The sequence below is a fragment of the Sphingomicrobium arenosum genome (assembly GCF_026157085.1).
GTDB classification, from domain to species: domain Bacteria; phylum Pseudomonadota; class Alphaproteobacteria; order Sphingomonadales; family Sphingomonadaceae; genus Sphingomicrobium; species Sphingomicrobium arenosum.
Genome location: NZ_JANPVN010000001.1, coordinates 643,978 through 667,795 on the forward strand (window position 1 = coordinate 643,978; position 23,818 = coordinate 667,795).

The 23,818-nt window shown below is 64.7% G+C and carries 20 protein-coding genes and 1 pseudogene; 14 read left to right on the forward strand and 7 right to left on the reverse strand.

The genetic code is table 11. From position 1 onward, the window contains the following. Positions 1-2 precede the first annotated feature (2 nt). The 3 genes from NUW51_RS02985 to NUW51_RS02995 are packed head-to-tail and all read left to right on the forward strand — an operon-like array spanning position 3 to position 4,746. A complete protein-coding gene (locus NUW51_RS02985; protein ID WP_265562609.1) occupies positions 3-521 on the forward strand; it encodes a hypothetical protein in 519 nt (172 codons plus the stop codon). A 60-nt stretch (positions 522-581) separates the two neighbouring features. Beyond that, positions 582-4,049 carry a DNA polymerase III subunit alpha gene (gene dnaE / locus NUW51_RS02990; RefSeq protein ID WP_265562611.1) on the forward strand — a complete coding sequence of 1,156 codons (3,468 nt, stop codon included), beginning with the start codon at positions 582-584 and terminating at the stop codon, positions 4,047-4,049. Further along, positions 4,027-4,746: a class I SAM-dependent methyltransferase gene (locus NUW51_RS02995; RefSeq protein WP_265562613.1), complete on the forward strand. Its 720-nt coding sequence runs from the start codon at positions 4,027-4,029 to the stop codon at positions 4,744-4,746. The genes dnaE and NUW51_RS02995 overlap by 23 nt, the downstream gene beginning before the upstream one ends. A 218-nt stretch (positions 4,747-4,964) precedes the next feature. Here NUW51_RS02995 and mtgA read toward each other — a convergent pair. Together mtgA and NUW51_RS03005 are read right to left on the reverse strand one after the other, a co-directional pair. After that, positions 4,965-5,651, reverse strand: a pseudogene (gene mtgA, locus NUW51_RS03000) (monofunctional biosynthetic peptidoglycan transglycosylase); the annotation flags it as partial. Positions 5,652-5,806: 155 nt separating this feature from the next. Beyond that, a complete protein-coding gene (locus NUW51_RS03005) occupies positions 5,807-6,547 on the reverse strand; it encodes a hypothetical protein (protein WP_265562615.1) in 741 nt (246 codons plus the stop codon). Between NUW51_RS03005 and NUW51_RS03010 the strand changes: the two genes are divergently transcribed. Then, entirely contained in the window at positions 6,524-7,528 is a 1,005-nt protein-coding gene (locus tag NUW51_RS03010) for a hypothetical protein (RefSeq protein WP_265562617.1), read from the forward strand. The two genes, NUW51_RS03005 and NUW51_RS03010, sit on opposite strands and share 24 nt — an antisense overlap. A gap of 85 nt (positions 7,529-7,613) precedes the next feature. Next, on the forward strand, positions 7,614-10,268 hold the full coding sequence (alaS, locus tag NUW51_RS03015; RefSeq protein WP_265562619.1) for an alanine--tRNA ligase: 2,655 nt from the start codon (positions 7,614-7,616) through the stop codon (positions 10,266-10,268). A 48-nt stretch (positions 10,269-10,316) separates the two neighbouring features. On the opposite strand, the gene NUW51_RS03020 is transcribed toward alaS, so the two are convergent. The 4 genes from NUW51_RS03020 to NUW51_RS03035 form a co-directional block, all read right to left on the reverse strand. Beyond that, on the reverse strand, positions 10,317-12,065 hold the full coding sequence (locus tag NUW51_RS03020; protein ID WP_265587911.1) for a cation:proton antiporter domain-containing protein: 1,749 nt from the start codon (positions 12,063-12,065) through the stop codon (positions 10,317-10,319). A gap of 138 nt (positions 12,066-12,203) precedes the next feature. Further along, positions 12,204-12,959, reverse strand: coding sequence for a hypothetical protein (locus tag NUW51_RS03025; RefSeq protein ID WP_265562621.1), 756 nt, complete (start codon positions 12,957-12,959; stop codon positions 12,204-12,206). Positions 12,960-13,130: 171 nt separating this feature from the next. After that, on the reverse strand, positions 13,131-14,741 hold the full coding sequence (locus NUW51_RS03030) for a bifunctional GNAT family N-acetyltransferase/carbon-nitrogen hydrolase family protein (protein ID WP_265562623.1): 1,611 nt from the start codon (positions 14,739-14,741) through the stop codon (positions 13,131-13,133). 26 nt (positions 14,742-14,767) lie between these two features. Further along, the gene (locus tag NUW51_RS03035; protein ID WP_265562625.1) at positions 14,768-15,988 is read right to left on the reverse strand and encodes an NADP-dependent isocitrate dehydrogenase; all 1,221 of its coding nucleotides are present in this window, start codon (positions 15,986-15,988) and stop codon (positions 14,768-14,770) included. A 137-nt stretch (positions 15,989-16,125) separates the two neighbouring features. On the opposite strand from NUW51_RS03035, the gene NUW51_RS03040 reads away from it, so the two are divergent. Further along, positions 16,126-16,869, forward strand: coding sequence for a phosphatidylserine decarboxylase (locus tag NUW51_RS03040; protein WP_265562627.1), 744 nt, complete (start codon positions 16,126-16,128; stop codon positions 16,867-16,869). Next, positions 16,866-17,684, forward strand: coding sequence for a CDP-alcohol phosphatidyltransferase family protein (locus NUW51_RS03045; RefSeq protein ID WP_265562628.1), 819 nt, complete (start codon positions 16,866-16,868; stop codon positions 17,682-17,684). The genes NUW51_RS03040 and NUW51_RS03045 overlap by 4 nt, the downstream gene beginning before the upstream one ends. Here the strand turns inward: NUW51_RS03045 and NUW51_RS03050 are convergent. Beyond that, positions 17,629-17,832: a hypothetical protein gene (locus tag NUW51_RS03050; RefSeq protein WP_265562630.1), complete on the reverse strand. Its 204-nt coding sequence runs from the start codon at positions 17,830-17,832 to the stop codon at positions 17,629-17,631. The two genes, NUW51_RS03045 and NUW51_RS03050, sit on opposite strands and share 56 nt — an antisense overlap. A 246-nt stretch (positions 17,833-18,078) precedes the next feature. On the opposite strand from NUW51_RS03050, the gene rpsB reads away from it, so the two are divergent. The 7 genes from rpsB to NUW51_RS03085 all read left to right on the forward strand — a co-directional run bounded on the left by rpsB (position 18,079) and on the right by NUW51_RS03085 (position 23,816). After that, positions 18,079-18,831, forward strand: a complete 753-nt coding sequence (rpsB, locus tag NUW51_RS03055) for a 30S ribosomal protein S2 (RefSeq protein ID WP_265562632.1) — start codon at positions 18,079-18,081, stop codon at positions 18,829-18,831. 114 nt (positions 18,832-18,945) lie between these two features. Further along, entirely contained in the window at positions 18,946-19,866 is a 921-nt protein-coding gene (gene tsf / locus NUW51_RS03060; protein WP_265562634.1) for a translation elongation factor Ts, read from the forward strand. A 134-nt stretch (positions 19,867-20,000) separates the two neighbouring features. Further along, positions 20,001-20,723, forward strand: a complete 723-nt coding sequence (gene pyrH, locus NUW51_RS03065; protein ID WP_265562635.1) for a UMP kinase — start codon at positions 20,001-20,003, stop codon at positions 20,721-20,723. 3 nt (positions 20,724-20,726) lie between these two features. Continuing rightward, entirely contained in the window at positions 20,727-21,284 is a 558-nt protein-coding gene (frr, locus tag NUW51_RS03070; protein WP_265562637.1) for a ribosome recycling factor, read from the forward strand. Then, entirely contained in the window at positions 21,281-22,033 is a 753-nt protein-coding gene (gene uppS, locus NUW51_RS03075; protein WP_265562639.1) for a polyprenyl diphosphate synthase, read from the forward strand. Before frr ends, uppS begins: the two co-directional genes overlap by 4 nt. Continuing rightward, entirely contained in the window at positions 22,030-22,662 is a 633-nt protein-coding gene (locus NUW51_RS03080) for a phosphatidate cytidylyltransferase (RefSeq protein WP_265562641.1), read from the forward strand. The genes uppS and NUW51_RS03080 overlap by 4 nt, the downstream gene beginning before the upstream one ends. After that, positions 22,659-23,816 (forward strand): 1-deoxy-D-xylulose-5-phosphate reductoisomerase, encoded by a 1,158-nt coding sequence (locus NUW51_RS03085; RefSeq protein WP_265562643.1) that lies wholly within the window; start codon positions 22,659-22,661, stop codon positions 23,814-23,816. Before NUW51_RS03080 ends, NUW51_RS03085 begins: the two co-directional genes overlap by 4 nt. Positions 23,817-23,818 lie beyond the last annotated feature (2 nt).

A 23,818-nucleotide genomic window follows, 5' to 3' on the forward strand; every position in this document is an offset into this window, starting at 1 on the left:
CGATGGTGACGATGTTGGCGCTGATCCTGATGGCACAGGAGGCGGCTCCCGCCACGCCGCCACCGTCGCCGCCGCCGCCTTGCGCCAGCGAGGCCCATGCCGCGCTCGATTATTGGGTCGGCGAATGGAATGTCTATCCGACCAGTCGGCCCGAGCAGAAGGTCGCCGAAAGCCGGATCGAGAAACTCTACAACGGTTGCGCCGTGCGCGAAAACTGGATGCCAACGGGGCGCACCGGTGGCGGAAGCCTCAATTCACTGCGCAACGATGGGCGCTGGCACCAGCGCTGGGTCGGCTCCAATGGCGAGACGGTCGACTTCATCGGCGGCCCGAATGCGAATGGCGATATGGTCATGACGGGCTGGTGGTCCAACTATAACGGGCCGGGCCAGCATCGCTTCGTTCGGATGACCTATTTCAAGCTCGACGACGGGTCGGTGCGCCAATTGGGCGAGGTGAGCGAGGATCATGGCGCGACCTTCACGCCCGGCTACGACCTCACCTATCGGCGCAAAAATTAGCTGTGGATAAGTCGCGCGCACGCGCTTGGCCTGCGCGCGCCCATTCGTCATAGTCTGCCAATGACTTACGTCCCGCTGCGCAACTTTTCGAGCTTCACCATGCTCGAGGGGGCGATCGAGCCCAAGGATCTGGCTGCCAAGACCAAGGCGCTGGGCTTTCCGGCGGCGGGGCTGTGCGATCGCAACGGCCTTTACGCCGCCATGGGTTTTTCCAAGGCCGCCATGGACGAGGGCGTTCAGCCCGTCATCGGCACGCTGCTTGCAGTTCTACGCCCCGATGGAATGGGCCCTTCCGGCACCATCGACTGGCTCCCGCTTTTCGCGCAGGATGATGCGGGATACGACAATCTGTGCCGCTTGGTCTCGGCCGCGCATCTCGATCGCCCGGTCGAGCAGGACGCGCATGTCACATTCGATCAACTCGCCGAGCGGACCGCGGGGCTGATCGCGCTGTCGGGCGGTGGGGAAGGGGGCGTGGCCCGCCTGTTCGCCGAGGGGCAGGACGACAAGGCCAAGGCGCTCGCGCAGAAGCTGGCAGGGCTCTTCCCCGGCCGGTTCTACATCGAGTTGTCGCGCCGCGGCGATGCGACCGAACAGGCGGCCGAGGAAAGGCTTCTCGACCTTGCCTATGCGGCCGACCTCCCGCTCGTGGCAACCAATCCCGCGCAATATGACACGCCTGATTTCCATGCGGCGCATGACGCCATGCTGTGCATCGCCAATTCCAGCCAGGTCGACAATCCCGACCGCCCGACTTCCTCGCCCGAGGCGTGGCTCAAGCCCGCCGCGACGATGGAGGAACTGTTCGCCGACCTGCCCGAGGCGCTGTCCAATTCGGGCGTGATCGCGCGGCGCTGCGCCGTCGCCGCCCCCAGCCGTCGTCCGATCCTGCCGAAAATGAGTGATGACGAGGACGAAGCGCTCAAGAAAGCCGCGCATGACGGCCTCACCGCGCGGCTCAATGCCATCGAAAAGGTGCGCGGGCCCCAGCCGGATGGGTGGCGCCAGCCCTATGTCGAGCGCCTCGACTATGAGCTCGACATCATCAATCGGATGGGTTTCCCCGGCTACTTCCTGATCGTTGCCGACTTCATCCAATGGGCCAAGGATCATGACATTCCGGTGGGGCCGGGACGCGGTTCGGGCGCGGGCTCGGCTGTGGCTTGGGCGCTTCTCATCACCGACCTCGACCCGCTCGAATTGAAGCTGCTGTTCGAACGCTTCCTCAATCCCGAACGCGTGTCGATGCCCGACTTCGACATCGATTTCTGCGAAACGCACCGCGACAAGGTCATCAGCTACGTCCAAGGCAAATATGGCCGCGACAAGGTCGCGCAGATCATCACCTTCGGGCGCCTGAAAGCGCGCGCGGTGCTCAAGGACACGGGCCGCGTCCTTCAGATGAGCTATGGGCAGGTAGATCGGCTCGCAAAGCTCGTCCCCAACCTGCCCGCCGATCCGTGGGACCTGAAGCGCGCCCTGAACGGCGTCAGCGAACTTGCCGCCGAGGTGAAGTCCGACAGCGACGTCAAACGCCTTTTCGACCTCGCAACCAAGCTCGAGGGCCTGCCGCGCCACTCGTCGACCCACGCCGCGGGCGTCGTCATCGGCGACCGGCCCTTGGATCGCCTGGTCCCGCTCTACCGCGACCCGCGCTCTGACATGCCGGTGACCCAGTTCGACATGAAGCATGTCGAGCAGGCCGGTCTCGTCAAATTCGACTTTCTCGGATTGAAGACCCTGTCGGTCTTGAAGGAAGGCGCGCGGCTGTGCGCGAAGAAGGGCGTCACGGTCGATTATTCCACGCTCCCGTGGGACGATGAGGAAGTCTACAAGCTCCTCCAGCGCGGCGACACAGTCGGCGTCTTCCAGCTGGAATCGGAGGGCATGCGTCGTACGCTCGCCGCCGTCCGCCCGACCAATTTCGGCGACATTATCGCGCTGGTCTCGCTCTATCGCCCCGGCCCGATGGACAATATCCCGCTGTTCGGCGACCGCAAGAACGGGCGCAAGGACATCGAATATCCGCACCCGCTCCTAAAGGACGTGCTCGCCGAGACCTACGGCATCTTCGTCTATCAGGAACAGGTCATGCAGGCCGCGCAGGTGCTCGCCGGCTACAGCCTCGGCGACGCCGATTTGCTCCGCCGCGCGATGGGTAAGAAGATCCAGGCCGAGATGGACAAGCAGCGCCAGCGCTTCGTCGAGGGTGCGGCCAAGAACGACATCTCCGCCACCAAGGCCAACGAGTTGTTCGACATCATCGACAAGTTCGCGGGCTATGGCTTCAACAAGTCCCACGCCGCCGCCTACGCGCTCGTCGCCTATCACACGGCATGGCTGAAGGTGCATCACCCGGCCGAATTCTACGCCGCCTCGATGACCTACGACATGAATCTCACGGACAAGCTCGCCTTGTTCGTCGACGATTGCCGCCGCTCAGGCATCGACGTCACCCCGCCTGCGATCAACGAGGCGATGGCCGAGTTCGACGTGCAGGACGGCAAGGTGCGCTATGCATTGGGCGCGCTGAAGGGTGTCGGCGAGAAGGCGATGGAACAGCTCACCGCGGAGCGCGATGCCAAGGGCAAGTTTGACAGCCTCGAGGACTTCGCCGACCGCATCGACCCGCGCCTCCTCAACCGCCGCCAGCTGGAAGCGCTCGCCAGCGCTGGGGCGTTCGACGCACTCAATGATGATCGCGCCAGCGTCCATGCGGGCGCCGAGACCATCCTCAAGCATGCGCAGCAGGCCGCGGGCGACCGGACAAGCGGGCAGGGCGGCCTGTTCGGCGGCGCGGATGCCGAACCCGAAGTCGCCGCCATTCGCCTCCCGCAAGCCGAGTGGAATCTCGCCGAGCGGATGAATGCCGAGCGCGATGCCTTCGGCTTCTATTTCTCCTCCCATCCCGTCGAGGCGCATGCCCATCTGCTCGCCGCGCACAAGGTCAAGCGGCACAGCGAATTGCAGGAACTGAAGGTCGAGCCCGGCAGCCGCGCCAATGTGCGCATGGCCGGCCTCGTCGAAGAAGCGCGCTGGCGCACCTCGCAGCGCGGGCGACGCTATCTCATGATGACGCTGTCCGACCCCTCGGGCCAGTTCACGAGCATGTGCTTTGACGACGAGGCCTCCGAGGCTATCGAGGAAGCCGCGAAGACCGGCGAACCGGGCCTCATCACCGCCGAACTCGACCGCCGCGAGGGCGAGGACGAAGTGCGCGTCACGGTGAAGGCGTTCAAGCCCTTCTCCAAGTTGGAGACCAACAATCGCCTCCGCCTCGACGTCACGCTAACCGATGCGTCGCAGGCCGCCCTGCTCTCCGATGCGCTGCCGACCGGGGATCGCGGCACGGTCTATGTCACCGTGAATATCGCCGACGGGCGCAAGGCGGTGCTGCTGCTCGGACGCGACTACAGGCTCGATCCAGACCTCGCCGACCGGCTTCAGCGCCAGCTCGGCGAGGACAAGGTGACGCTGTCGGCGGAAATCAACGAAGGTCCGCGGCTTGCCTATTCGGCAGCCGGCTAGCCTGCTGCGGCGCATCATCGCGCTGGTGCCCGGGTTGCAGCCGCTGCTGCGCTCGCTCCGCCACCGCCTAGACCCGCGAGCGCGCGAGCTCCATCGGTTGCGCACCGAAGGGCACCCGGACCTGCTCCAACCTTCGCCCGACAGCTGGGACGAGCGCTACCCCGAACTCTTCGACGCGCTGGCCCAGATGCTCGCCGAGCATCCCGCGCCCCGCATCCTGTCCTTCGGCTGCTCGACCGGAGAGGAGGTGCGCGCGATGCGTCGCCGACTACCGCATGCGCGGATCATTGGCGTGGACATCAACGCCGGCAATATCGACCGAGCGCGAAAGTCCGATCCCGAGGGCGATTACCGCGTCGCCAGCCGACCGCCCGAGGGTGAGCGCTTTGACGCGATTCTCGCGCTCGCGATCTTCCGCCATGCACGGCTCAAGGCCGAGGAACCCCTTGAGAGTGGCGACATCCTGCCCCCCGAACGGGTGCGGCGCCTTTTCGCCCTGCTCGATTCGGCCCTCGTGCCGGGCGGCCATCTGGCGCTATGGAACCACCATTTTCCGTTGCAGGCGCTCGCGAGAGAGCCCGGACGCTGGCGCGCGCATCCGCTACGCCTCGATCCGCCGATGAGCCTCCTTTACGGCGCCGACGGCATCCGCATCGACGAGCGCGAGGATCGCGCCCTCTTTCAGAAGCGCGATTAGATCTCCGGGGTCTCGCTCGGCGGCGGCGCTTCGACGGGGTCGATGCCCGGTGCCTCGTCAGGGCTTGGCTCGACGGGGTCGGGTACGGGTTCGTCGGGTACCGGTGGGACGTCGAGCGGCGCAGGTTCGGGGTCGGGGCTTGCGGGTTGCGGCACCGGCGCGGGGTCGGGTTGCGGCTGTTCGGGGGTATCCTGGTTCACGGGCGCTGCTCCTCCTTCATAGACGCAGGCATCGAGTCCATCGCGCTCGATCGTCCCGATGCGTGCGGCGATCGTAGAGCCATAACGCGCGGTGAACCCCGTCGGGTTGCGTCCGGGCCGCTCTTTCGGCAGCGGCAGCACCGCCGCGATCGCGGCCGCCTCGCGCCGCGAAAGGTTCGAGGCGTCCTTGCCAAAATAGCGCCGCGCGCCCTCGGTCACACCGTAGGTGCCGATGCCGGTTTCGGCGACATTGAGATAGACCTCCATGATCCGCCGCTTCCCCCACATCTTCTCGATGAGGAAGGTATAATAGGCCTCTACCCCTTTGCGGAAATAGCCCCCGCCCTGCCACAGGAACACGTTCTTCGCGGTCTGCTGCGAGATGGTCGAGCCCCCCCGGATGCGGCCCCCCTTGGCGTTTTGCTGCCGCGCCTTCTCGATGGCTTCCCAGTCGAAACCGTCATGGGCGCAGAACTTGCTGTCCTCGGCGGCGATGACGGCGCGCACCATGTCCCGGTCGATCCGCTCGAGGGGCTCCCAATCGCGGGTGATGCCCTTTTCGTCCGAGAGCATGGTCACCGTCCAATAGGGCGGCACCCACCGATAGAAGAGGACCAGCGCGATGCTGGCGATGAACAGGCCGAAGATGAGCCAGAACAACCAGCCGACAATCCTTCGAGGAATTGATTTGCGCGTCACAGCCATGGAAAACAGCGCTAGCGGGCCAGTTTCGAGCCGTCGAGCAGATTGACGCGATCGCCCCGCATTGGCTGCGCCGAACCGATGGATGAGCGGGACGAGAAGCGCCCGAACTGGGTCCCATTCAAGCCCGGGTCATGGCCCATCGGGTATAAAGGAGATCAAGAAGTCGTTATTTTCGAGGAGGTCTCCTTATGACCAAGAACCTGTTGATCGCATCGGCCGCCACCTTGGCCATGATCGTTCCTGTCAGCGCTGCCCAGGCGTCCATCGACATTGCCGTCGAGAAGGCTGCGGCGGAACAGGGGCCGCAGGATCGCGCGGATCGGAAGAAAGCACGCGAAGAGCGCCGTGATGCCCGCCAGCAGCAGCGCAGCGAGCGTCGTAGCGAGGCGCGTCAGGACAGTCGTCAGCAGGTACGGCAGGACCGCCGCCAAGAGGCTCGCCAGGATCGCCGTCAGGAGGCCCGCCAGGACCGCCGCCAGCAGGTGCAGGAGCGCCGTCAGGAAGCCCGTCAGGATCGCCGCCAGCAAGTTCGGCAGGAAGCGCGACAGGAGCGCCGTCAGGCCGCCCGTGTCCAGGAGCAGCGTGACGAACGTCGTCAGCAAGTCCGTCAGGAACGCCGTGAGCAGGCTCGTAGCCAGCAGCGCGCGGCCGAGCGTCGTCAGGAAATTCGTCAGGACCGGCGCCAGGCTGAACGCGCACAGCAGCGCCAGCTCGAACGCCAGCGGACGCGTGTCGCCGATCAACATCGCGAGATGCGCGAGGAACGCCGCGACCTGCGCAAGGCTGAACGTCAGCGCGTCCGCCAGCTCGACGACCAGCGCCGCGAGGTCCGCAAGGAGCGCCGCGAGGCGCGCCGCGACCTTCAGCGCAGCTTGCAACGCATCGAACGTCAGCAAGATCGTCGCAATGCCTATCGCGACTGGATCGAACGCAATGACGATGCACGTGCGGTGCGAGTGATCGACGGCCAGCGTACCCAGTTCGTACGTCTCGGCAGCCAGGTCGAACCCGACTGGTATCGCCGCGACCTGCCGACGCGCTATCGCACCAGCTATCGCGACGACGAGCGTTATTATTATCGCTACGACGATGCGCTCGACCAGCTCTATCGGATCGATCGCCAGCGCGATGTCGTGCGCTCGATCATCCCGCTTTATTATAGCCCGGCCTATATCGGGCGACGTGCGCCGTCCTATATCGACATGCGCTATATCCCGGCGAGCTATGGCGGTGCCTATTATCCGACCTCGGACTATTATTATCGTTCGATGGGCCCGGCGATCTACCGCGTCGATCCGAAGACGCAGCTCATCATGGGCGCGGTCGCGCTTCTCACTGGCCGCAATTTCTCGGTCGGCTCGATGATGCCGACGGGATATGACGTCTACAATGTGCCCTATCAGTATCGCGACACGTATTACGATCGTCCCGATGCCTGGTATCGTTATGACGATGGCGCGATCTACCAGATCGATCCGCGCACCCGTTATGTCACCGACAGCTATCCGCTCTACGGCGCGGACTATGGCGTGGGCCAGCGTTGGCCGACGACCTATCCGAGCTACAATGTGCCTTATGGCTATCAGGGGCTCTATTACGACACCGCCGATACCCATTATCGCTATGGCAACGATGCCATCTACCGGATCGACCCAACGACGCAGGTGATCACCGCCCTCGTGTCGCTGGTGACCGGAACGCCGCTACAGGTGGGACAGGCCATGCCGTCGTCCTACGGCGTGTACAACGTGCCCTACGGCTATCGTGATCGCTTCGTCGAGGCGCAGGATCGCAACTATCGGTATGCCGACGGCTACGTCTATGCGGTCGATCCCTACAGCGGGTTGATCACCGACAGCTACGACATCTACAGCTGATTGAACGATGCAAGGAGGGCGGTGCCGAGAGGCGCCGCCCTCCTTGCATCTTGCCGCGATGCACCATAACGCATAGATCGGCCCCATGACCTCGACCAACGATATTCGCCGCAGCTTCCTCGACTATTTCGAGGCCAATGGCCATGAGAAGGTGCAAAGCGCGCCGCTCGTTCCGCACAACGATCCCACGCTGATGTTCGTCAACGCGGGCATGGTGCCGTTCAAGAACGTCTTCACCGGCCTCGAGAGCCGCGATTATTCGACCGCGACGTCCAGCCAGAAGTGCGTGCGCGCCGGCGGGAAACACAACGACCTCGATAATGTCGGCTATACCGCGCGCCACCATACCTTCTTTGAAATGCTCGGGAATTTCAGCTTCGGCGACTATTTCAAGGAGCAGGCCATCACCCATGCCTGGACGCTTCTGACGAAGGAGTGGGGGCTTCCCGCCGACAGGCTGACCGCCACCGTCTATCACACCGACGACGAGGCCTTCGACCTGTGGCGCAAGATCTCGGGCCTACCTGAGAAGCGCATTATCCGGATCGCCACCAAGGATAATTTTTGGGCGATGGGGTCGGACGGTCCGTGCGGGCCGTGCAGCGAGATCTTCTACGATCATGGCGAGCATATCTTCGGTGGCCCTCCGGGCAGCCCCGACGAGGATGGCGATCGCTTCGTCGAGATCTGGAACCTCGTTTTCATGCAATTCACGCAGGCCAATGACGAAATCGTCGCCGACCTGCCCAAGCCCTCGATCGACACCGGCATGGGATTGGAGCGCATCGCGGCGGTGATGCAGGGCGTGCATGACAATTACGACATCGACCTGTTCAAGGCGCTGATCGCGTCGTCGGAAGAGATGACCAAGACGAACAGCGAGGGCGAACGCCAGGCCTCGCACCGCGTGATCGCCGATCACCTGCGCTCGTCCAGCTTCCTCATTGCCGACGGCGTGCTGCCGGCCAACGAGGGCCGCGGCTATGTCCTTCGCCGCATCATGCGCCGCGCCATGCGCCACGCGCACATTCTCGGCGCGAAGGACCCGCTCATGCACCGCCTCGTGCCCGAACTCGTCAGCGAGATGGGCGGCGCCTTCCCCGAACTCGTCCGCGCCCAGCCGCTGATCGAGCAGACGCTCGAGGCCGAAGAAGTCCGCTTCCGCCGGACGCTGGCCAACGGATTGAAGCTGCTCGACGAAGCAAAGTCCGACATGGGCGAGGGCGAAAAGCTCTCGGGCGAAACCGCCTTCAAGCTCTACGACACCTACGGCTTCCCCTATGACTTGACCGAGGACGCGCTGCGCCGCGAAGGGCTCGAGGTCGACCGTGAGGGCTTCGACGCCGCCATGGCCAAGCAAAAGGAAGCCGCGCGCGCCGCCTGGAAGGGCTCGGGCGCACAGGCGTCCGAAGAAGTCTGGTTCGACCTTGCCGACAAGAATGGCGCGACCGAATTCACCGGCTATACCGCCACCAGCGGCGAGGGCGTGGTGCAGGCGATCGTCAAGGATGGCACCGTGGTGGACAGCGCTTCAGAGGGCGAGGAGGTGCAGCTGCTCCTCAACCAGACGCCATTCTACGGCGAAAGCGGTGGGCAGGTCGGCGACGCCGGCCAGCTCAGCACGACTGACGGTTTCCTCGCGGTGGTGAGCGATACCGCCAAGCCGCTCGGCAAGCTTCATGCGCTCCACGCCAAGATCGCCAAGGGTGGCGTCGAGGTCGGCGACACGCTCCATCAGGAAGTCGACGTCGACCGCCGCGACCGCGTGCGCGCCAATCACTCGGCGACCCATCTCGTTCACGCCGCGTTGCGCGGGATCCTCGGCGAGCATGTGACGCAGAAGGGCAGCCTCGTGGCGCCCGACAAGCTGCGCTTCGACTTCGCGCATCCAAATGCGCTCACCGCCGAGGAGATCGCGGCGGTCGAGGCCGAGGTGAACGAGGAAATCCGCGCCAACGAGAGCGTCGGCACCCAGCTGATGGCGCCCGACGATGCGGTCGAGGCGGGCGCGCTGGCGCTGTTCGGCGAGAAATATGGCGACGAGGTCCGGGTTCTCTCGATGGGGCGCAAGAAGGATCGCCACTATTCGGTCGAGCTGTGCGGCGGCACCCATGTGCGCGCCACCGGCGATATCCAGCTGTTCAAGATCACTAGCGAAAGCGCGGTCTCCTCGGGGGTGCGCCGCATCGAGGCGTTGACCGGCGAGGCGGCCCGCCAGTGGCTCTTGGATCGCGACGCCAAGCTGCGCAGCGCGGCTGCGAGCCTCAAGGCAGCACCCGACGAGGTGCCGGCGCGCATCGCCGCGCTGGTCGAGAATGCCAAGAAGCTCGAGAAGGAACTGGCCGACGCCAAGAAGGCGCTCGCCATGGGTGGCGGCGCCGCAGGCGGCGATGCCGGTCCCGAAGAGGTCGGCGGGGTGAAGTTCCTTGGCAAGTCGGTCGAGGGGCTGGAACCCAAGGAATTGCGTCCGACGATCGACGAGATGAAGAGCCAATTGGGTTCGGGCGTCGCGGCGCTGGTCGCGGTCAATGACGGCCGTGCCTCGGTCGCGGTCGGTGTGACGGACGACTTGAAAAGCGACATCAGCGCGGTCGACATGGTCCGCGCCGCGGTCGAGAAGCTCGGCGGCAAGGGCGGCGGCGGCCGCCCCGACATGGCGCAGGGCGGCGGTCCCGACGGCGACAAGGCCGACGAGGCGCTCGCCGCGGTTAGAGAGACCCTCGCCAGCGTCTCGGCCTGAGCGAACAGCTAGGAAAATGAGTGGGGCTCCGGCAGCGATGCCGGGGCCCTATTCGCGTCGTTTTCCCAGGCTCGGCGCTTGGTCTAGCCCACCGTCCTGCATGATCCGTTCGCGCAGCACGGCGCGCTTTTCGTGGATCGAGGCGATGACGGGTCCCATGGCGAGGCCAATGTCGACGAGGACGGCTTCGGAGAGCTGGAGCGAGGCCTCGAGCGCTTCGGGGACCGCGTCGGTGACACCCGCCTTGTAGAGCTTGGCGGCATGTTCGCTGTCGCGGGCGCGGGCGATGATCGGCAGGTCGGGATGATCCTTGCGGATCGTGCGGGTGAGGCGCGCGGTGAGGACGGGGTCGTCCATCGTCAGCACCAACGCGGCGGCATGGCCGAGCTTCAATTTCTCGATGATGTCGGGGCGGGCGACATCGCCATAGAGCACCTGATAACCCTGCTTGCGGTGGAGTGCGACGCCGTCGATGTCGCTCTCGACGGCAAGATACGGACGCTCATGCTCGCTCAGCATATCGGCGATCATCTGGCCGACGCGGCCGAAGCCGAAGATGACGGTGCGCCCCTTGGCCGGGTCCTCGCCGAGTTCGAGTGCCGAAGCGTCCTTCTCGACGCGGCGCCCGGCGAAGCGGCCGAGGTCGGCAAGGAAGGGGGTGATGGTGAGACCCAGCGCGGTGACGGCGGACCAGAAGCTCACCGTGTCCATCGCCAGCACGCCCGCCGTGCCCGCCGCGCCGAGGAGGATGAGGGTGGTCTCGGACGGGCTGGCCATGAGGATGCCGGTTTCCGCCGCCACTCCGCGCCGCGCCCCGGCGATGCGCAGGAGAAATCCGGTGACCAGCGCCTTGACGCCGATGACGCTGGCAAGTCCCATGAGAAGGAGCGGCCATTGCCCGACGAGGGCGGGCAGGTCGATCAGCATGCCGATCGAGATGAGGAAGACGCCGAGGCCTAACCCTCGCAGCGGGGCCATGACCACTTCGACTTCCGAATGATAGTCGGTCTCGGCGATCAGCATGCCGGCGAGCAGCGCGCCCATGATAGGCGACAGGCCGGCGACCGAGGTGGCGACGGCGGCGAGGATGACCGTGAGGAGCGAGATCGCGAAGAAGCCCTCGGGGCTCTTGGCGCGGGCGGCCTGCGCGAAGAGCGTGGGCAAAATGAGGCGACCGACGATGAGGATGGCGAAGACGGCGATGGCGCCGCTGATGAGGACGGCGCGCAGGCCATCGACATCGGCGCCGCCGACGGTGCCGAAGACGAAGAGCATGGGGACGAGCGCCACGTCTTCGAACAATAGCATGGCGAGCGCGGCGCGGCCGACCGGGCTCTGCGTGCCCGAAATCGGCAGCACCAGCGCGGTCGAGGACATGGCGAGGGCGAGGCCCAGGGCGGCGGCGCTCTTCAGCTCCCAGCCGATGAAGAAGATCAGCACCGCGCCGAAGATGGAGGCGGTGACCAGCAATTCGGCGGCGCCGATGCCGAACACCATGCGGCGCAACGTCCACAATCGCTTGAAACTCAACTCGAGCCCGATGGCGAAGAGGAGGAGGATGACGCCGAAATCGGCGAAGGGCTGAATCGCCTCAGGATCATCGATGGTGAAATGGCGGAGCCAAAGGATTTCGCTCGACAGAGCGCCGAGAGCGAAGGGGCCGGCCGCGATGCCGACGAGGATGAACCCGATGACGGGGTTGATCTTGAAGCGGGCAAAAGTGGGGATGACGATCCCCGCCGCACCAAGGATCACCAGGGCATTGCCAAGCCCGTCGAGTTGCAGTTCGCCCGCCATGGCGCCGTATTGGCGCAATGGCGGGCGTCTGTCACCTCATCTGATGGACGAAAATCGAACAGTGTCCACTTTGTCCACTTCGTGGAACTTCTCGAATGTCAAAGAGCCGGATCGAGGCCCAGTCTCTCATGCGAAATCCTATTGTTCCAGCGCTGATCGCGCCGCGTCCGTGGAGGCGTCTGCAAGAGTAATCGTGATGATTTCGTCATCATCGACGCGGCGCAGGTGCACCGGCATGCGATAGGCCAAGCGGTCCTCAGCGATGTCGAGCGGTTCGTCATGACCGCTGAGCAGCGCGCTTTCGATCGGGCGGTCGGTCGAGCGCATGAAATTGACGCGGCTCGATTTGCAGCCACCGACGGCGCCGAGCAGGAGCTTGGTGCCGATCCCCATGTCATTGTCGGCAAATGAGAGCATGACCCGGCACCACAGGCGCGCATCGCCGAGACGATGGCGCTCCTCGGTGCCGCCAGGCGAGAAGAGCATTGGACGGATACGTAGCGATTTGGACAGGCGATTGGCCGACAGGTCGTGCTTGGTCTCGAGCAACCGGTCGTGCGGCAGGACGAAGGTACCGTCGGCCGCGATGGCGATGGGCAGACGCTCGCCCGAGCGGCGCTCGACGAGGGTCAGTTCGACATCGTCGGTCGGATCGTAATCGTCGATGCGCCAGTCGAGCGTGGCCTCGGGCGCATAGCGATCACGGTGCTTCTCGAATGTTTTCACCGCATCGCGCAGCCGGTCGCTGTCGAGCTTGAAGGGTTTGCCGCCCATGCCAAGGATGACGATGTCGGCCTCCTCGACGCTGGCCGCCTCCTGCAAGGTAGCGGAATGCGCCGGAACGGTCGCCATGGAGGTCGCCAGCAAGGCTGCGGCGATGGCATGCTTGATCATGAAAATACTCTTTCCCTCTTTGCCCTGAACCCGTCGGCGGTGCTGGCCGCCATGCGATGTACGGCGATTGAACGACCAGCGATATTTCGCGGTCGTGGGCGCTTTTTCGACCCACGGCGGAAAAGCCGACGTCGCAGACGAGTCGGGGCAACGCTTGGGGGAGACCGGGACCTAGCCGCCGCCCGGCTTGCCGGTGCCGATGGGTTCGGCGCGCGGTTTGTCTGGCGGGTGGCTGTGCTGCGTGTCCCACTTGATGTCGTAGAGGTCGAAGCGGCGGTCGGCGAGGTTGCGGACCGTGCCTTCGGCGCGCGCCCATGACAGGTCGGCGAGGTTGACGTCGCTGATCGTCAGCGTCTCGACATTTTCGGTCGCCTCGGCGGCGATGCCGTCGCGGGCGAAGGGGAAGTCGCACGGTGTCAGGATACAGCTTTGCGCATATTGGATGTCCATGTTGTGGACATTGGGCAGGTTGCCGACATTGCCCGACAGGACGACGAAACATTGGTTCTCGATGGCGCGGGCCTGCGCGCAATAGCGCACGCGAAGATAGCCCTGGCGGCTGTCGGTGCAGAAGGGCACGAAGATGATGCGCGCGCCTTCATCGACCAAGCGGCGGGCGAGTTCGGGAAATTCGCTGTCGTAGCAGATAAGCACGCCGATCGGGCCGCAGTCGGTCGGGATGGTATCGATGCTGTCGCCACCCTTGATGTTCCACCAGTAACGCTCGTTGGGGGTGGGGTGAATCTTCTCCTGCTCGTGCACCGCGCCGTCGCGCAGGCAGACGAAAGCGACATTCTGGATATCGCCGTCGGCGGTGCGGGTGGGGTGCGAGCCGCCGATGATGTTGATGTTGTAGCGCATCGCCATGTCGGTCAGCGCCTCACGAATGCGCGGCGTATATTCGCTGAGCTTCTCGATGGCTTCCTTGGCGCTCAGCTCCTTTTCCTCAGGGCTGAGCAGCATGAGCGTGAAGAGTTCGGGGAAGAGAACGAAGTCGGCCTCATAGTCGGAAGCGACTTCGGTGAAGTAGCGGATATTGTCGATGAACTCGTCGAAATCCTTCACCGCGCGCGCCTGCAGCTGGCAGGTGGCGATACGGACGCTCTCGACGCCGCGAGGGAGGCGGAATTTCTTGGGCTCGTCGCGGTTCACATAGGGGTTGCGCCAGACCATGTGGACGGCGTGGCCCATCGAGGCGCTGTCCTCGCGCAGGTACGCCTTGAGGATGCCGATCGGTTCGAAGCCATTGGCGAGCTGGAAGCGGATGACGGGGTCGTGGATCTCGCCCGAGACGACCTTGTCGAGATAGTCCTGCGGGCCGCTGACCTTCTTGCGGTTGCGGCGATAGCGTGGGATGCGGCCACCGAAGGCGATTCCGGAGAGCTCGAGTTCCTCGGCAAGCTTGCGGCGTTCTTCGTAAAGGCGGCGACCGATGCGGGTTCCGCGCGCCTTCGAATCGACGACCATCTCGTAGCCGTAGAGCCAATCGCCGGTGGGATCGTGACGGGCGCCATAGCCGCCGCCCGTGATCTCGCGCCACGTGTGATGGCCGAGCGCGATCCGTTCGGACAGGCGCATCGAGGCGCAATAGCCGACGATCTTGTCGTCGAGGACGGCGACGAAGCAACCGCGCGGGAAATTGTTGATCTGACCGCGGATCTCGCCCGTCGAATAAGGCACGAAGTCCTTGTAGGCGCGGGCGGCGAGATCGACGATGCCGGGAATGTCCGCGAGGCGGGCCTCGCGGACATTCAACCGGGCTTTGGCTTTCTGGTTAGGCATGAGGTCGGTTACGCCTCAAACCGCCATTAGCTCCAGCTTTTCATGCGTTCTTCGAAATTCTGCACGATCGCTTCGAAGAACTGCTCGGTGGTCATCCACGCCTGGTCGGGGCCGATGAGGATCGCGAGATCCTTGGTCATCTGGCCGCCCTCGACGGTCCTGATGATGACATCCTCGAGCGTTTCGGCAAAGCGCACGACATCGGGCGTGTCGTCGAACTTGCCGCGATACATGAGGCCACGCGTCCAGGCGAAGATCGAGGCAATGGGGTTGGTCGAGGTGGCGCGACCTTCCTGGTGTTGGCGATAGTGACGGGTGACGGTGCCGTGCGCGGCCTCGGCTTCGACGGTCTTGCCATCGGGGCTCATGAGAACCGAGGTCATCAGGCCGAGCGAGCCGAAGCCCTGTGCGACCGTGTCCGACTGGACGTCGCCGTCATAGTTCTTGCAGGCCCAGATGAACTTGCCGCTCCACTTCAGCGCGGATGCGACCATGTCGTCGATCAGGCGGTGCTGATATTCGATGCCCGCTTCGGCGAACTTGGCGGCGAATTCAGCGTCGAACACTTCCTGGAACAGATCCTTGAAGCGACCGTCATAGGCCTTGAGGATCGTGTTCTTGGTCGACAGATAGACCGGCCAGCCACGGTCGAGACCGTAGTTGAAGCAGGCGCGGGCGAAGTCGCGGATGCTGTCGTCATGATTGTACATGCCCATGGCGACGCCGGCTTCGGGGAACTGGTGCACTTCCTTTTCGATCACTTCGCCGTCATCGCCGACGAACTTCATGGTCAGCGTGCCGGGGCCCGGGACGAGGAAGTCGGTGGCGCGATACTGGTCGCCGAAGGCGTGGCGGCCGACCACGATGGGGTCGGTCCAGCCCGGGACGAGGCGCGGGACGTTGTCGATGACGATCGGCTCGCGGAAGACGACGCCGCCGAGGATGTTGCGGATCGTGCCGTTAGGCGAGCGCCACATCTTCTTGAGATCGAATTCCTCGACGCGCTGTTCGTCGGGGGTGATGGTCGCGCATTTCACGCCGACGCCATATTCCTTGATGGCGTTGGCGGCATCAATGGTGATCTGGTCGTCGGTCTCGTCGCGCTTGGTCACCGACAGGTCGTAATATTTGAGGTCGATGTCGAGGTAGGGAAGGATCAGCCGTTCGCGGATCCACTTCCAGATGATTTGGGTCATTTCATCGCCGTCGAGCTCGACGATGGGGTTCTTGACCTTGATCTTCTGCATGGGAGCTCCTGTTGGATATGCGGATAGGGATTTGGCGCTGGCTCTAAGGCGCTATCCGCCAATAGGCAACCGGGCCCATTGCTCAGGCATTGATGCCGGGATTGTTTCGGTAAGGAATCGGCCCTAGGGGAGCGCGCATGGCAGAAATCGAAAATCCCGACAGCCAGCTGACCGCGGTCAAATGGCGCTTTCCCGAAGTGCACCCCGAAGGGCGCAAATTCGTCTTCATTTCCGGCGCGATCACGCTGCTCTTCTTCCTGCTGGACGGGTGGTTCTGGGACGTGCTGGCGTGGCTGTTCGTCGGCTTGACGGTCTGGGTCGCGGCCTTCTTCCGCGATCCCATCCGCACCGCGCCGACCGATCCGGCGCTGGTCATCTCGCCCGCCGACGGGCTGGTGACGATGATCAAGAAAGGGCCGCCGCCGCCCGAACTGACGGGCGAGGGGCTGCTGGCTGCAGGCGATTATACCCGCATCTCGATCTTCATGAGCGTGTTCGACGTTCACATCAATCGCAGCCCCATTGCCGGGCGGGTCGCCAAGATCGCCTATGTGCCGGGCAAGTTCCTCAATGCCGACCTCGACAAGGCGAGCGAGGACAATGAGCGCAACCACATCCTCGTCGCGCGCGACGATGGCGTGAAGATCGGCTTCACCCAGATCGCCGGCCTCGTGGCGCGGCGCATTCTCACCCATGTCGAGGAAGGCGATATCGTCGACAAGGGCGAGCGCGTCGGGCTGATCCGTTTCGGTAGCCGCGTCGACGTCTATCTGCCCGAGGGCACCGGATCGAACGTGATACTCGGCCAGCGTACCATCGCGGGCGAGACCGTGCTGGCGCGGCTCGGCAGTGACGTGGCGCTCGAGGGCCGCGCGCAATGAGCGCCGACGGGCCCGAGATCGTGCGCCGGGGCGGACTGCCGTTTCGGGCGCTGGCGCCCAACGCGATTACCGCAATGGCGCTGTGCTTCGGGCTGACCGGGGTTCGCTATGCCATCAGCGCGGCGGGCGCAGGGCCGATCGCGCATTGGGAAATCGCGATGGCCTGCATCATCATCGCGGGCATCCTCGACGGGATGGACGGGCGCATCGCCCGCCTGCTGCGCGCCCAGTCGAAATTCGGCGCCGAACTCGACAGCCTGTCGGACAATATCGCCTTCGGGGTGGCGCCCGCGCTCATCCTGTTCCTGTGGAGCCTGCAATTTGCGCCGCGCTTCGGCTGGATCGCCGCGCTGGCGCTGGCGGTGTGCTGCGCGCTCAGGCTCGCACGGTTCAACGCGCGCATCGATGCCGACGAGCAGCCGCACAAGTCGGCGGGATTCCTTACCGGCGTACCCGCGCCGGCGGGCGCGGGGCTGGCCTTTGTGCCGATCTATTTGTGGATGGTGACCGGAATGGAAATATTCCGCGACTGGATCGTGGTGATGCCCTGGGTCCTGTTCATCGCGCTGCTGATGATTTCGAACGTGGCGACCTACAGCTGGTCCTCGCTGCGCTTAAAGCCGAGCTATCGCATCTTCGCGCTGGCGGGGGTGGGGCTGCTCGCGGCGGCGCTGATCACCAACCCCTGGTTCACGCTGCTCATCATCTGCGCAGGCTATCTGCTGCTCGTGCCGTTCAGCATGGCCGCTTATGGGCGGGTCAAGCGGCGGCGGCGCGAGGCATCGGCGCCCGCGGCGCCTGGTGCTCCCAGCTGATCGTCACCACCCGGGCCGGCGTCGCCGGTTCGGGCCGACTGCGCCCGGCGAGCGCGTCCAGGATCTTCCCGCCTTCGGCCTCGGCGACATGACGCGCGACCATGCCGAGTGCGGCGATGAGAAGGACGAAGAACAATCCGGTGATCATGGCGTTTCCCCTGTTCGCTGGAGCGTCGTTCTTGCTCCGTTCTCATCCATAGATCACCCTTTGTTCCGTTGAAGTCAATCCCATTCGGTCACTTTTTGTTCTCATTGGCGCCCGTGGGGTCATTAGGGGCTTGATCGGGCAGGACTTTTCGACTAGTTCGCGCCCCATCTCGCAGGTGGGACCACCATACCGGTGCTCGTAAGAGTGACAGGACCCACCGAGGCATAACCGGATAGGAGAAGAGATATGGCGGCACCTGTCGTCACGATGCAGCAACTGCTTGAAGCCGGATCGCACTTCGGCCACCAGACCCACCGTTGGAACCCGCGCATGAAGCCGTACATCTTCGGCGCGCGCAACGGCGTTCACATCATCGACCTGTCGCAGAGCGTTCCGCTCTTCGCCCGCGCGCTCGAGTTCGTCCACGCGACGACGCAGCGCGGCGGCAAGGTCCTGTTCGTCGGCACCAAGCGCCAGGCGTCGGACCCGATCGCCGAAGCGGCGGCCTCGTGCGGCCAGCACTATGTCAACCATCGCTGGCTCGGCGGCATGCTGACCAACTGGAAGACCATCTCCAACTCGATCAAGCGCTTCAAGAGCCTTGAAGAGAAGCTGTCGGGCGACACCGCCGGCCTCACCAAGAAGGAAGTCCTCCAGCTCACCCGCGAACGCGACAAGCTCGAAAAGAGCCTCGGCGGCATCCGCGACATGGGCGGCCTTCCCGACGTGATGTTCGTCGTCGACACCAATAAGGAAGACCTCGCCATCAAGGAAGCCAACGTCCTCGGCATTCCCGTGATCGCGATCCTCGATTCCAACTCGGATCCGAACGGCATCGCCTTCCCGGTTCCGGGCAACGATGACGCGAGCCGCGCCATCCGCCTCTACTGCGACGCCATCGCCGCCGCCGCCAATGCGGGCCGTGGTGAAGAAGTCGCGAACAGCGGTGTCGATGTCGGTGCGATGGAGAATCCGCCGGCCGAAGCCGCGACCGCGTAACATTATCGTCTTCCCCGCCCGCTAACGGGCGGGCGATGACCTTGCACATGATCGGGGGAGGGGCCGGCATCGCCGATCCTTCCCCCTTGCACAAAATCTGAAAGGACCACTCCCATGGCCGTAACCGCCGCCCAGGTGAAAGAACTCCGCGACCGCACCAACGCAGGTATGATGGACTGCAAGAAGGCTCTCGCCGAAACCAATGGCGACATGGAAGCCGCCGTCGACTGGCTGCGCACCAAGGGTCTCGCCGCCGCTGCCAAGAAGTCGGGCCGCACCGCCGCCGAAGGCCTCGTCGGCGTTGCCGTCGACGGGACCAAGGGCGCGGTCATCGAAGTCAATTCGGAAACCGACTTCGTCGCCAAGAACGAGACCTTCCAGGCCTTCGTCAAGGACGTCGCCGAGCTGGCGCTCAATGCCGATGGCGACATCGAAGCGGTCAAAGGCATGAGCTATCCGGGCGGCGGCACCGTCGAGGAAAAGCTGACCAGCAACATCGCCACCATCGGCGAGAACCAGTCGCTGCGCCGCACCGCCACCGTGAGCGTGCCGCAGGGCGCGGTCGTGAGCTACGTCCACAATGCCGCGGCCCCGGGTCTCGGCAAGATCGGCGTGCTGGTCGCGCTCGAGAGCGCTGCCGACGAAGCGACGCTGACGGCGCTCGGCAAGCAGATCGCCATGCACATCGCGGCGGCCAACCCGCTGGCGCTGACCGATGCCGACCTCGACCCCGAGATGATCGCGCGCGAGCGTGAAATCGCCAAGGTCAAGGCGATGGAATCGGGCAAGCCCGAAAATATCGCCGAGAAGATGGTCGAAGGCTCGATCAAGAAGTTCGCCAAGGAAAATGCGCTTCTCAGCCAGGTCTTCGTGATGGACAACAAGACCCCGATCGCCGACGTCGTCGCCGCGGCGGGCAAGGAAGCCGGCAACGAGATCAAGCTCACGGCCTTCGAGCGCTTCCAGCTCGGCGAAGGCATCGAGAAGGAAGAATCGGACTTCGCGGCGGAAGTCGCGGCGGCTGCCGGCGCCTGAGCGCCTCGCACCTGACCGATCGAAAAGGGGCGGGGGGCTCAGGCTTCCCGCCCTTTTTCATGCCCGCAAAAGACTTGGCTTGGGAGCACGCGCCCCTTAAGAGCCTTTGCCAACACGCCCTACGAGGAGATCCCATGGCCCGCCCCACATTCAATCGCATCCTCCTCAAACTTTCGGGCGAGGTGCTGATGGGCAAGGGGCAGTTCGGGATCGACCCCGAGACCACCAGCCGCGTGGCGGGCGAGATCAAGCGCGCCAAGGAAAAGGGCTATGAGCTGTGCATCGTGGTCGGCGGGGGTAATATCTTCCGCGGCATCGCGGGCGCCGCGCAGGGGATCGACCGGGCGAGCGCCGATTACATGGGCATGCTGGCGACCGTGATGAACGCGCTGGCGATGCAGAATGCATTGGAGCAGATCGGTGTCGACACCCGCGTCCAGTCGGCCATCCCGATGGCGAGCGTGTGCGAACCCTATATCCGCCGCCGTGCGGTGCGGCACATGGAGAAGGGCCGGGTCGTCATCTTCGCGGCAGGCACGGGCAGCCCCTTCTTCACCACCGACACGACGGCGGCGCTGCGCGCGGCCGAGATGAATTGCGACGCATTGTTCAAGGGGACCAGCGTCGATGGCGTCTATGATGCCGATCCCAAGAAGGTGGCGAGCGCGAGCCGCTATGACAGCCTGTCCTTCAACCGCGTCCTCGCCGACAATCTGCGGGTGATGGACGCTTCCGCCGTGGCGCTGTGCCGCGACAACAATATTCCGATCGTCGTCTTCAACATCCGCGACGAGGGCAACCTCACCGAGGTGCTCGACGGCCGCGGCACCGCGACGATCGTCCAGAACGAGGAGTAGAACATGGCCCAATATGACAAGAGCGATATCCAGCGCCGCATGGACGGGGCGGTCGAAAACCTTCGCGGCGACCTTTCGGGGCTGCGCACGGGGCGCGCGTCGACCGCGTTGCTCGATCCGGTCCAGGTCGAGGTCTATGGCGCCAACATGCCGTTGAACCAGGTGGCGACCGTCTCGGTGCCCGAGCCGCGCCTCATCAGCGTGCAGGTGTGGGACAAGTCGAACATCGGCAATGTCGAAAAGGCGATCCGCGCTGCGGGCCTCGGCATCAACCCGGTGGTCGATGGCCAGCTCATCCGCCTGCCGCTGCCCGACCTTACGGAGGAGCGACGCAAGGAACTCGCCAAGCTGGTCGGCCAATATGCCGAAAAGGCCAAGATCGCGGTGCGCAACGTGCGCCGCGACGGCAATGACGCGATCAAGGCCGACGAGAAGAAGGGCGAGTTCGGCGAGGACGAGCGCAAGCGTCACGAGACCGAGGTGCAGAAGCTGACCGACGACAAGATCGCCGAGATCGACAAGGTCGCGGCCGACAAGGAAGCGGAAATCCTCAAGCAGTGAGCGAGGCCGTCGCTCCCGAGACGACCGAGACGGTCGCCGGTGGCGGCGATCCCGCGGTGCCGCGCCACGTCGCCATCATCATGGATGGCAACGGACGCTGGGCCAAAAAGAAGGGGCTGCCCCGCGTCGCCGGACACCGCGAAGGTGCCGAGGCGGTGCGGCGCACACTGAAAGCGGCGGTCGAGGCGGGGGTGGAGTGCCTGACGCTCTACGCCTTTTCGAGCGAGAATTGGCGGCGCAGCGAAGAGGAGGTCACCGACCTCAAGGGGTTGATGCGCTTCTATCTCGAGCGCGAGCTCGAGGAGCTGGCGCGCGAAGGCGTGCGGCTGCGCTTCATCGGCGAGCCCAGCGCCTTCGGACCCGATTTGTGGGAGCGTCTCCAGCTGGCGGCGGCGCGGACCGCCGGTAATGACACGCTGACGCTCAATGTCGCGCTCAACTACGGCAGCCAGCAAGAGTTAGCGCGCGCGGCGCAAATCCTTGCGCAGGAAGTCGCCGAGGGGCTGATCACGCCCGATGAGATCACCGTCGAGCGGTTGGGGGGCGTGTTGCAGACCGCCGAATTGCCACCGCTCGACCTTCTCATCCGCACCTCGGGCGAGGTGCGATTGTCCAATTTTCTCCTGTGGCAGGCGGCCTATGCCGAGCTGGTCTTCCTCGACCTGCTGTGGCCCGATTTCGACGCCCAAGCCTTCAAGGGGGCGCTCGGCACCTTCGCCAAGCGGCAGCGCAGGTTCGGGGGCCGATGAACGAGCTGACCATTCGCACCATCGCCGGGATCGCGATGATCGGAATAACGCTGGCCGTGGCCTGGGTCGGGGGCATGCCCTTCGCGCTGCTCGTCGCGGCGGCGGCGACGGCGGTCTATTGGGAATGGTCGCGAATTGTCACGGGCTGGAACATCGGTTGGAAGATCGGCGGCTTTTTCTACTGCCTCATTCCCGCCATCGCGCTCTTGTGGATCCGCGATCGTTATGCGCAAGGGTTCGACCTGCTGCTCTGGGTGTTCATCGTCACTTGGGCCACCGATATCGGCGGCTATGCCTTTGGCAAGACCATGGGACGCACCAAATTGGCGCCCGCGATCAGCCCCAACAAAACGTGGGAAGGGCTGATCGGCGGGATGGTCGCCGCGGGTCTGCTCGGTGGGCTGTGGGCATGGACGCAGGGGCTCGATCCGCTGCTCTACTGGCTCGGCGCGCCGATGGCAGTGGCGGCGCAGGCGGGCGACCTGTTCGAAAGCGGCATGAAGCGGCGCGCGGGGGTGAAGGATTCGGGCACGTTGCTACCCGGACACGGCGGGGTGTTCGATCGGCTCGACGGACTATTGGTCGTCGCGACAGCGATCGGACTGGCCGTGTATATGGGGTGGCTGTGAGCAAGCGTATCGCGATCCTCGGGGCGACCGGTTCGGTCGGCTCTTCCACGCTCGACCTCGTCGAGGCGGCGCCCGGTGACTTCGACGTAGTCGCGGTGACGGCGGCGTCGAACGTCGAGAAACTTGCCGATATTGCAAGGCGCACCGGGGCCCGGCGTGCGGTGATCGCGGACGAGGCGCTGCTCGGTGAATTGGGCCATGCGCTGGACGGAAGCAATTGTTTGGCCGAAGCGGGCGAAGAGGCGCTGTGCGACGTCGCGCGCGAGGCCGATCTGGTCATGGCGGCGATCGTCGGCACGGCGGGGCTGAAGCCAGTCATGGCCGCGCTGGAAGCCGGCGTGACGGTGGGCCTCGCGAACAAGGAAAGCCTCGTTTCTGCTGGCGCATTGATGATGGACGCAGCCAAGCGGGCGGGGGCGACGATCCTACCCGTGGACAGCGAGCATAATGCGATCTTCCAATGCCTTGGCGATGGTAGCTGCGATCATGTCGAACGGCTGATCCTGACCGCGAGCGGCGGACCTTTCCGAACGTTGAGCGCGGCCGAAATGGCAGCGAAGACCCCGGCGCAGGCGGTGGCGCATCCCAATTGGTCGATGGGCGCGAAGATCAGCGTCGACAGCGCGACGATGATGAACAAGGGGCTGGAGCTGATCGAGGCGCATCACCTTTTCGGCCTGCCGAGCGAGCGGATCGACATCGTCGTGCATCCGCAATCGGTGGTGCATAGCTGCGTCGAATATAGGGACGGCTCGATCCTCGCGCAGATGGGGCCGAGCGACATGCGGGTGCCGATCGCGCATTGCCTCGCCTGGCCCCAGCGGATGGAGACGGCGATCGAACGGCTCGACCTGCCGACCATCGCGCGGCTCGATTTCGAAGCGCCCGATCCGAAGCGGTTCCCGGCATTGAGGTTGGCGCGTGCGGCGCTCGAGGCGGGCGGCAGCGCGGCGGCGCGCATGAATGCGGCCAATGAGGTGGCGGTCGCCGCCTTTCTCGACGGTCAGATCGGTTTCGCCGACATCGCCGCGACGGTCGAGGCGGTGTTGGACGCCGGCGAGAATATGGCGCCGGGCTCGATCGAAGACCTCCTCCGGATCGATGCGGAGGCCCGGTCGATGACGCGTGAAAAAGTGGCGAAGGTGGCGGCATAATC

What these genes read in the sequence shown, in the direction of transcription:
- NUW51_RS03080 (WP_265562641.1), top strand. Translation starts at nt 22,030, where the DNA reads ATGAACGAGCTGACCATTCGCACCATCGCCGGGATCGCGATGATCGGA.
- NUW51_RS03025 (WP_265562621.1), bottom strand. Translation starts at nt 12,959, where the DNA reads ATGATCAAGCATGCCATCGCCGCAGCCTTGCTGGCGACCTCCATGGCG.
- NUW51_RS03050 (WP_265562630.1), bottom strand. Translation starts at nt 17,832, where the DNA reads ATGATCACCGGATTGTTCTTCGTCCTTCTCATCGCCGCACTCGGCATG.
- frr (WP_265562637.1), top strand. Translation starts at nt 20,727, where the DNA reads ATGGCCCAATATGACAAGAGCGATATCCAGCGCCGCATGGACGGGGCG.
- tsf (WP_265562634.1), top strand. Translation starts at nt 18,946, where the DNA reads ATGGCCGTAACCGCCGCCCAGGTGAAAGAACTCCGCGACCGCACCAAC.
- alaS (WP_265562619.1), top strand. Translation starts at nt 7,614, where the DNA reads ATGACCTCGACCAACGATATTCGCCGCAGCTTCCTCGACTATTTCGAG.
- rpsB (WP_265562632.1), top strand. Translation starts at nt 18,079, where the DNA reads ATGGCGGCACCTGTCGTCACGATGCAGCAACTGCTTGAAGCCGGATCG.
- NUW51_RS03020 (WP_265587911.1), bottom strand. Translation starts at nt 12,065, where the DNA reads ATGGCGGGCGAACTGCAACTCGACGGGCTTGGCAATGCCCTGGTGATC.
- NUW51_RS03035 (WP_265562625.1), bottom strand. Translation starts at nt 15,988, where the DNA reads ATGCAGAAGATCAAGGTCAAGAACCCCATCGTCGAGCTCGACGGCGAT.
- NUW51_RS03045 (WP_265562628.1), top strand. Translation starts at nt 16,866, where the DNA reads ATGAGCGCCGACGGGCCCGAGATCGTGCGCCGGGGCGGACTGCCGTTT.
- NUW51_RS03030 (WP_265562623.1), bottom strand. Translation starts at nt 14,741, where the DNA reads ATGCCTAACCAGAAAGCCAAAGCCCGGTTGAATGTCCGCGAGGCCCGC.
- pyrH (WP_265562635.1), top strand. Translation starts at nt 20,001, where the DNA reads ATGGCCCGCCCCACATTCAATCGCATCCTCCTCAAACTTTCGGGCGAG.
- NUW51_RS02985 (WP_265562609.1), top strand. Translation starts at nt 3, where the DNA reads ATGGTGACGATGTTGGCGCTGATCCTGATGGCACAGGAGGCGGCTCCC.
- NUW51_RS03040 (WP_265562627.1), top strand. Translation starts at nt 16,126, where the DNA reads ATGGCAGAAATCGAAAATCCCGACAGCCAGCTGACCGCGGTCAAATGG.
- dnaE (WP_265562611.1), top strand. Translation starts at nt 582, where the DNA reads ATGACTTACGTCCCGCTGCGCAACTTTTCGAGCTTCACCATGCTCGAG.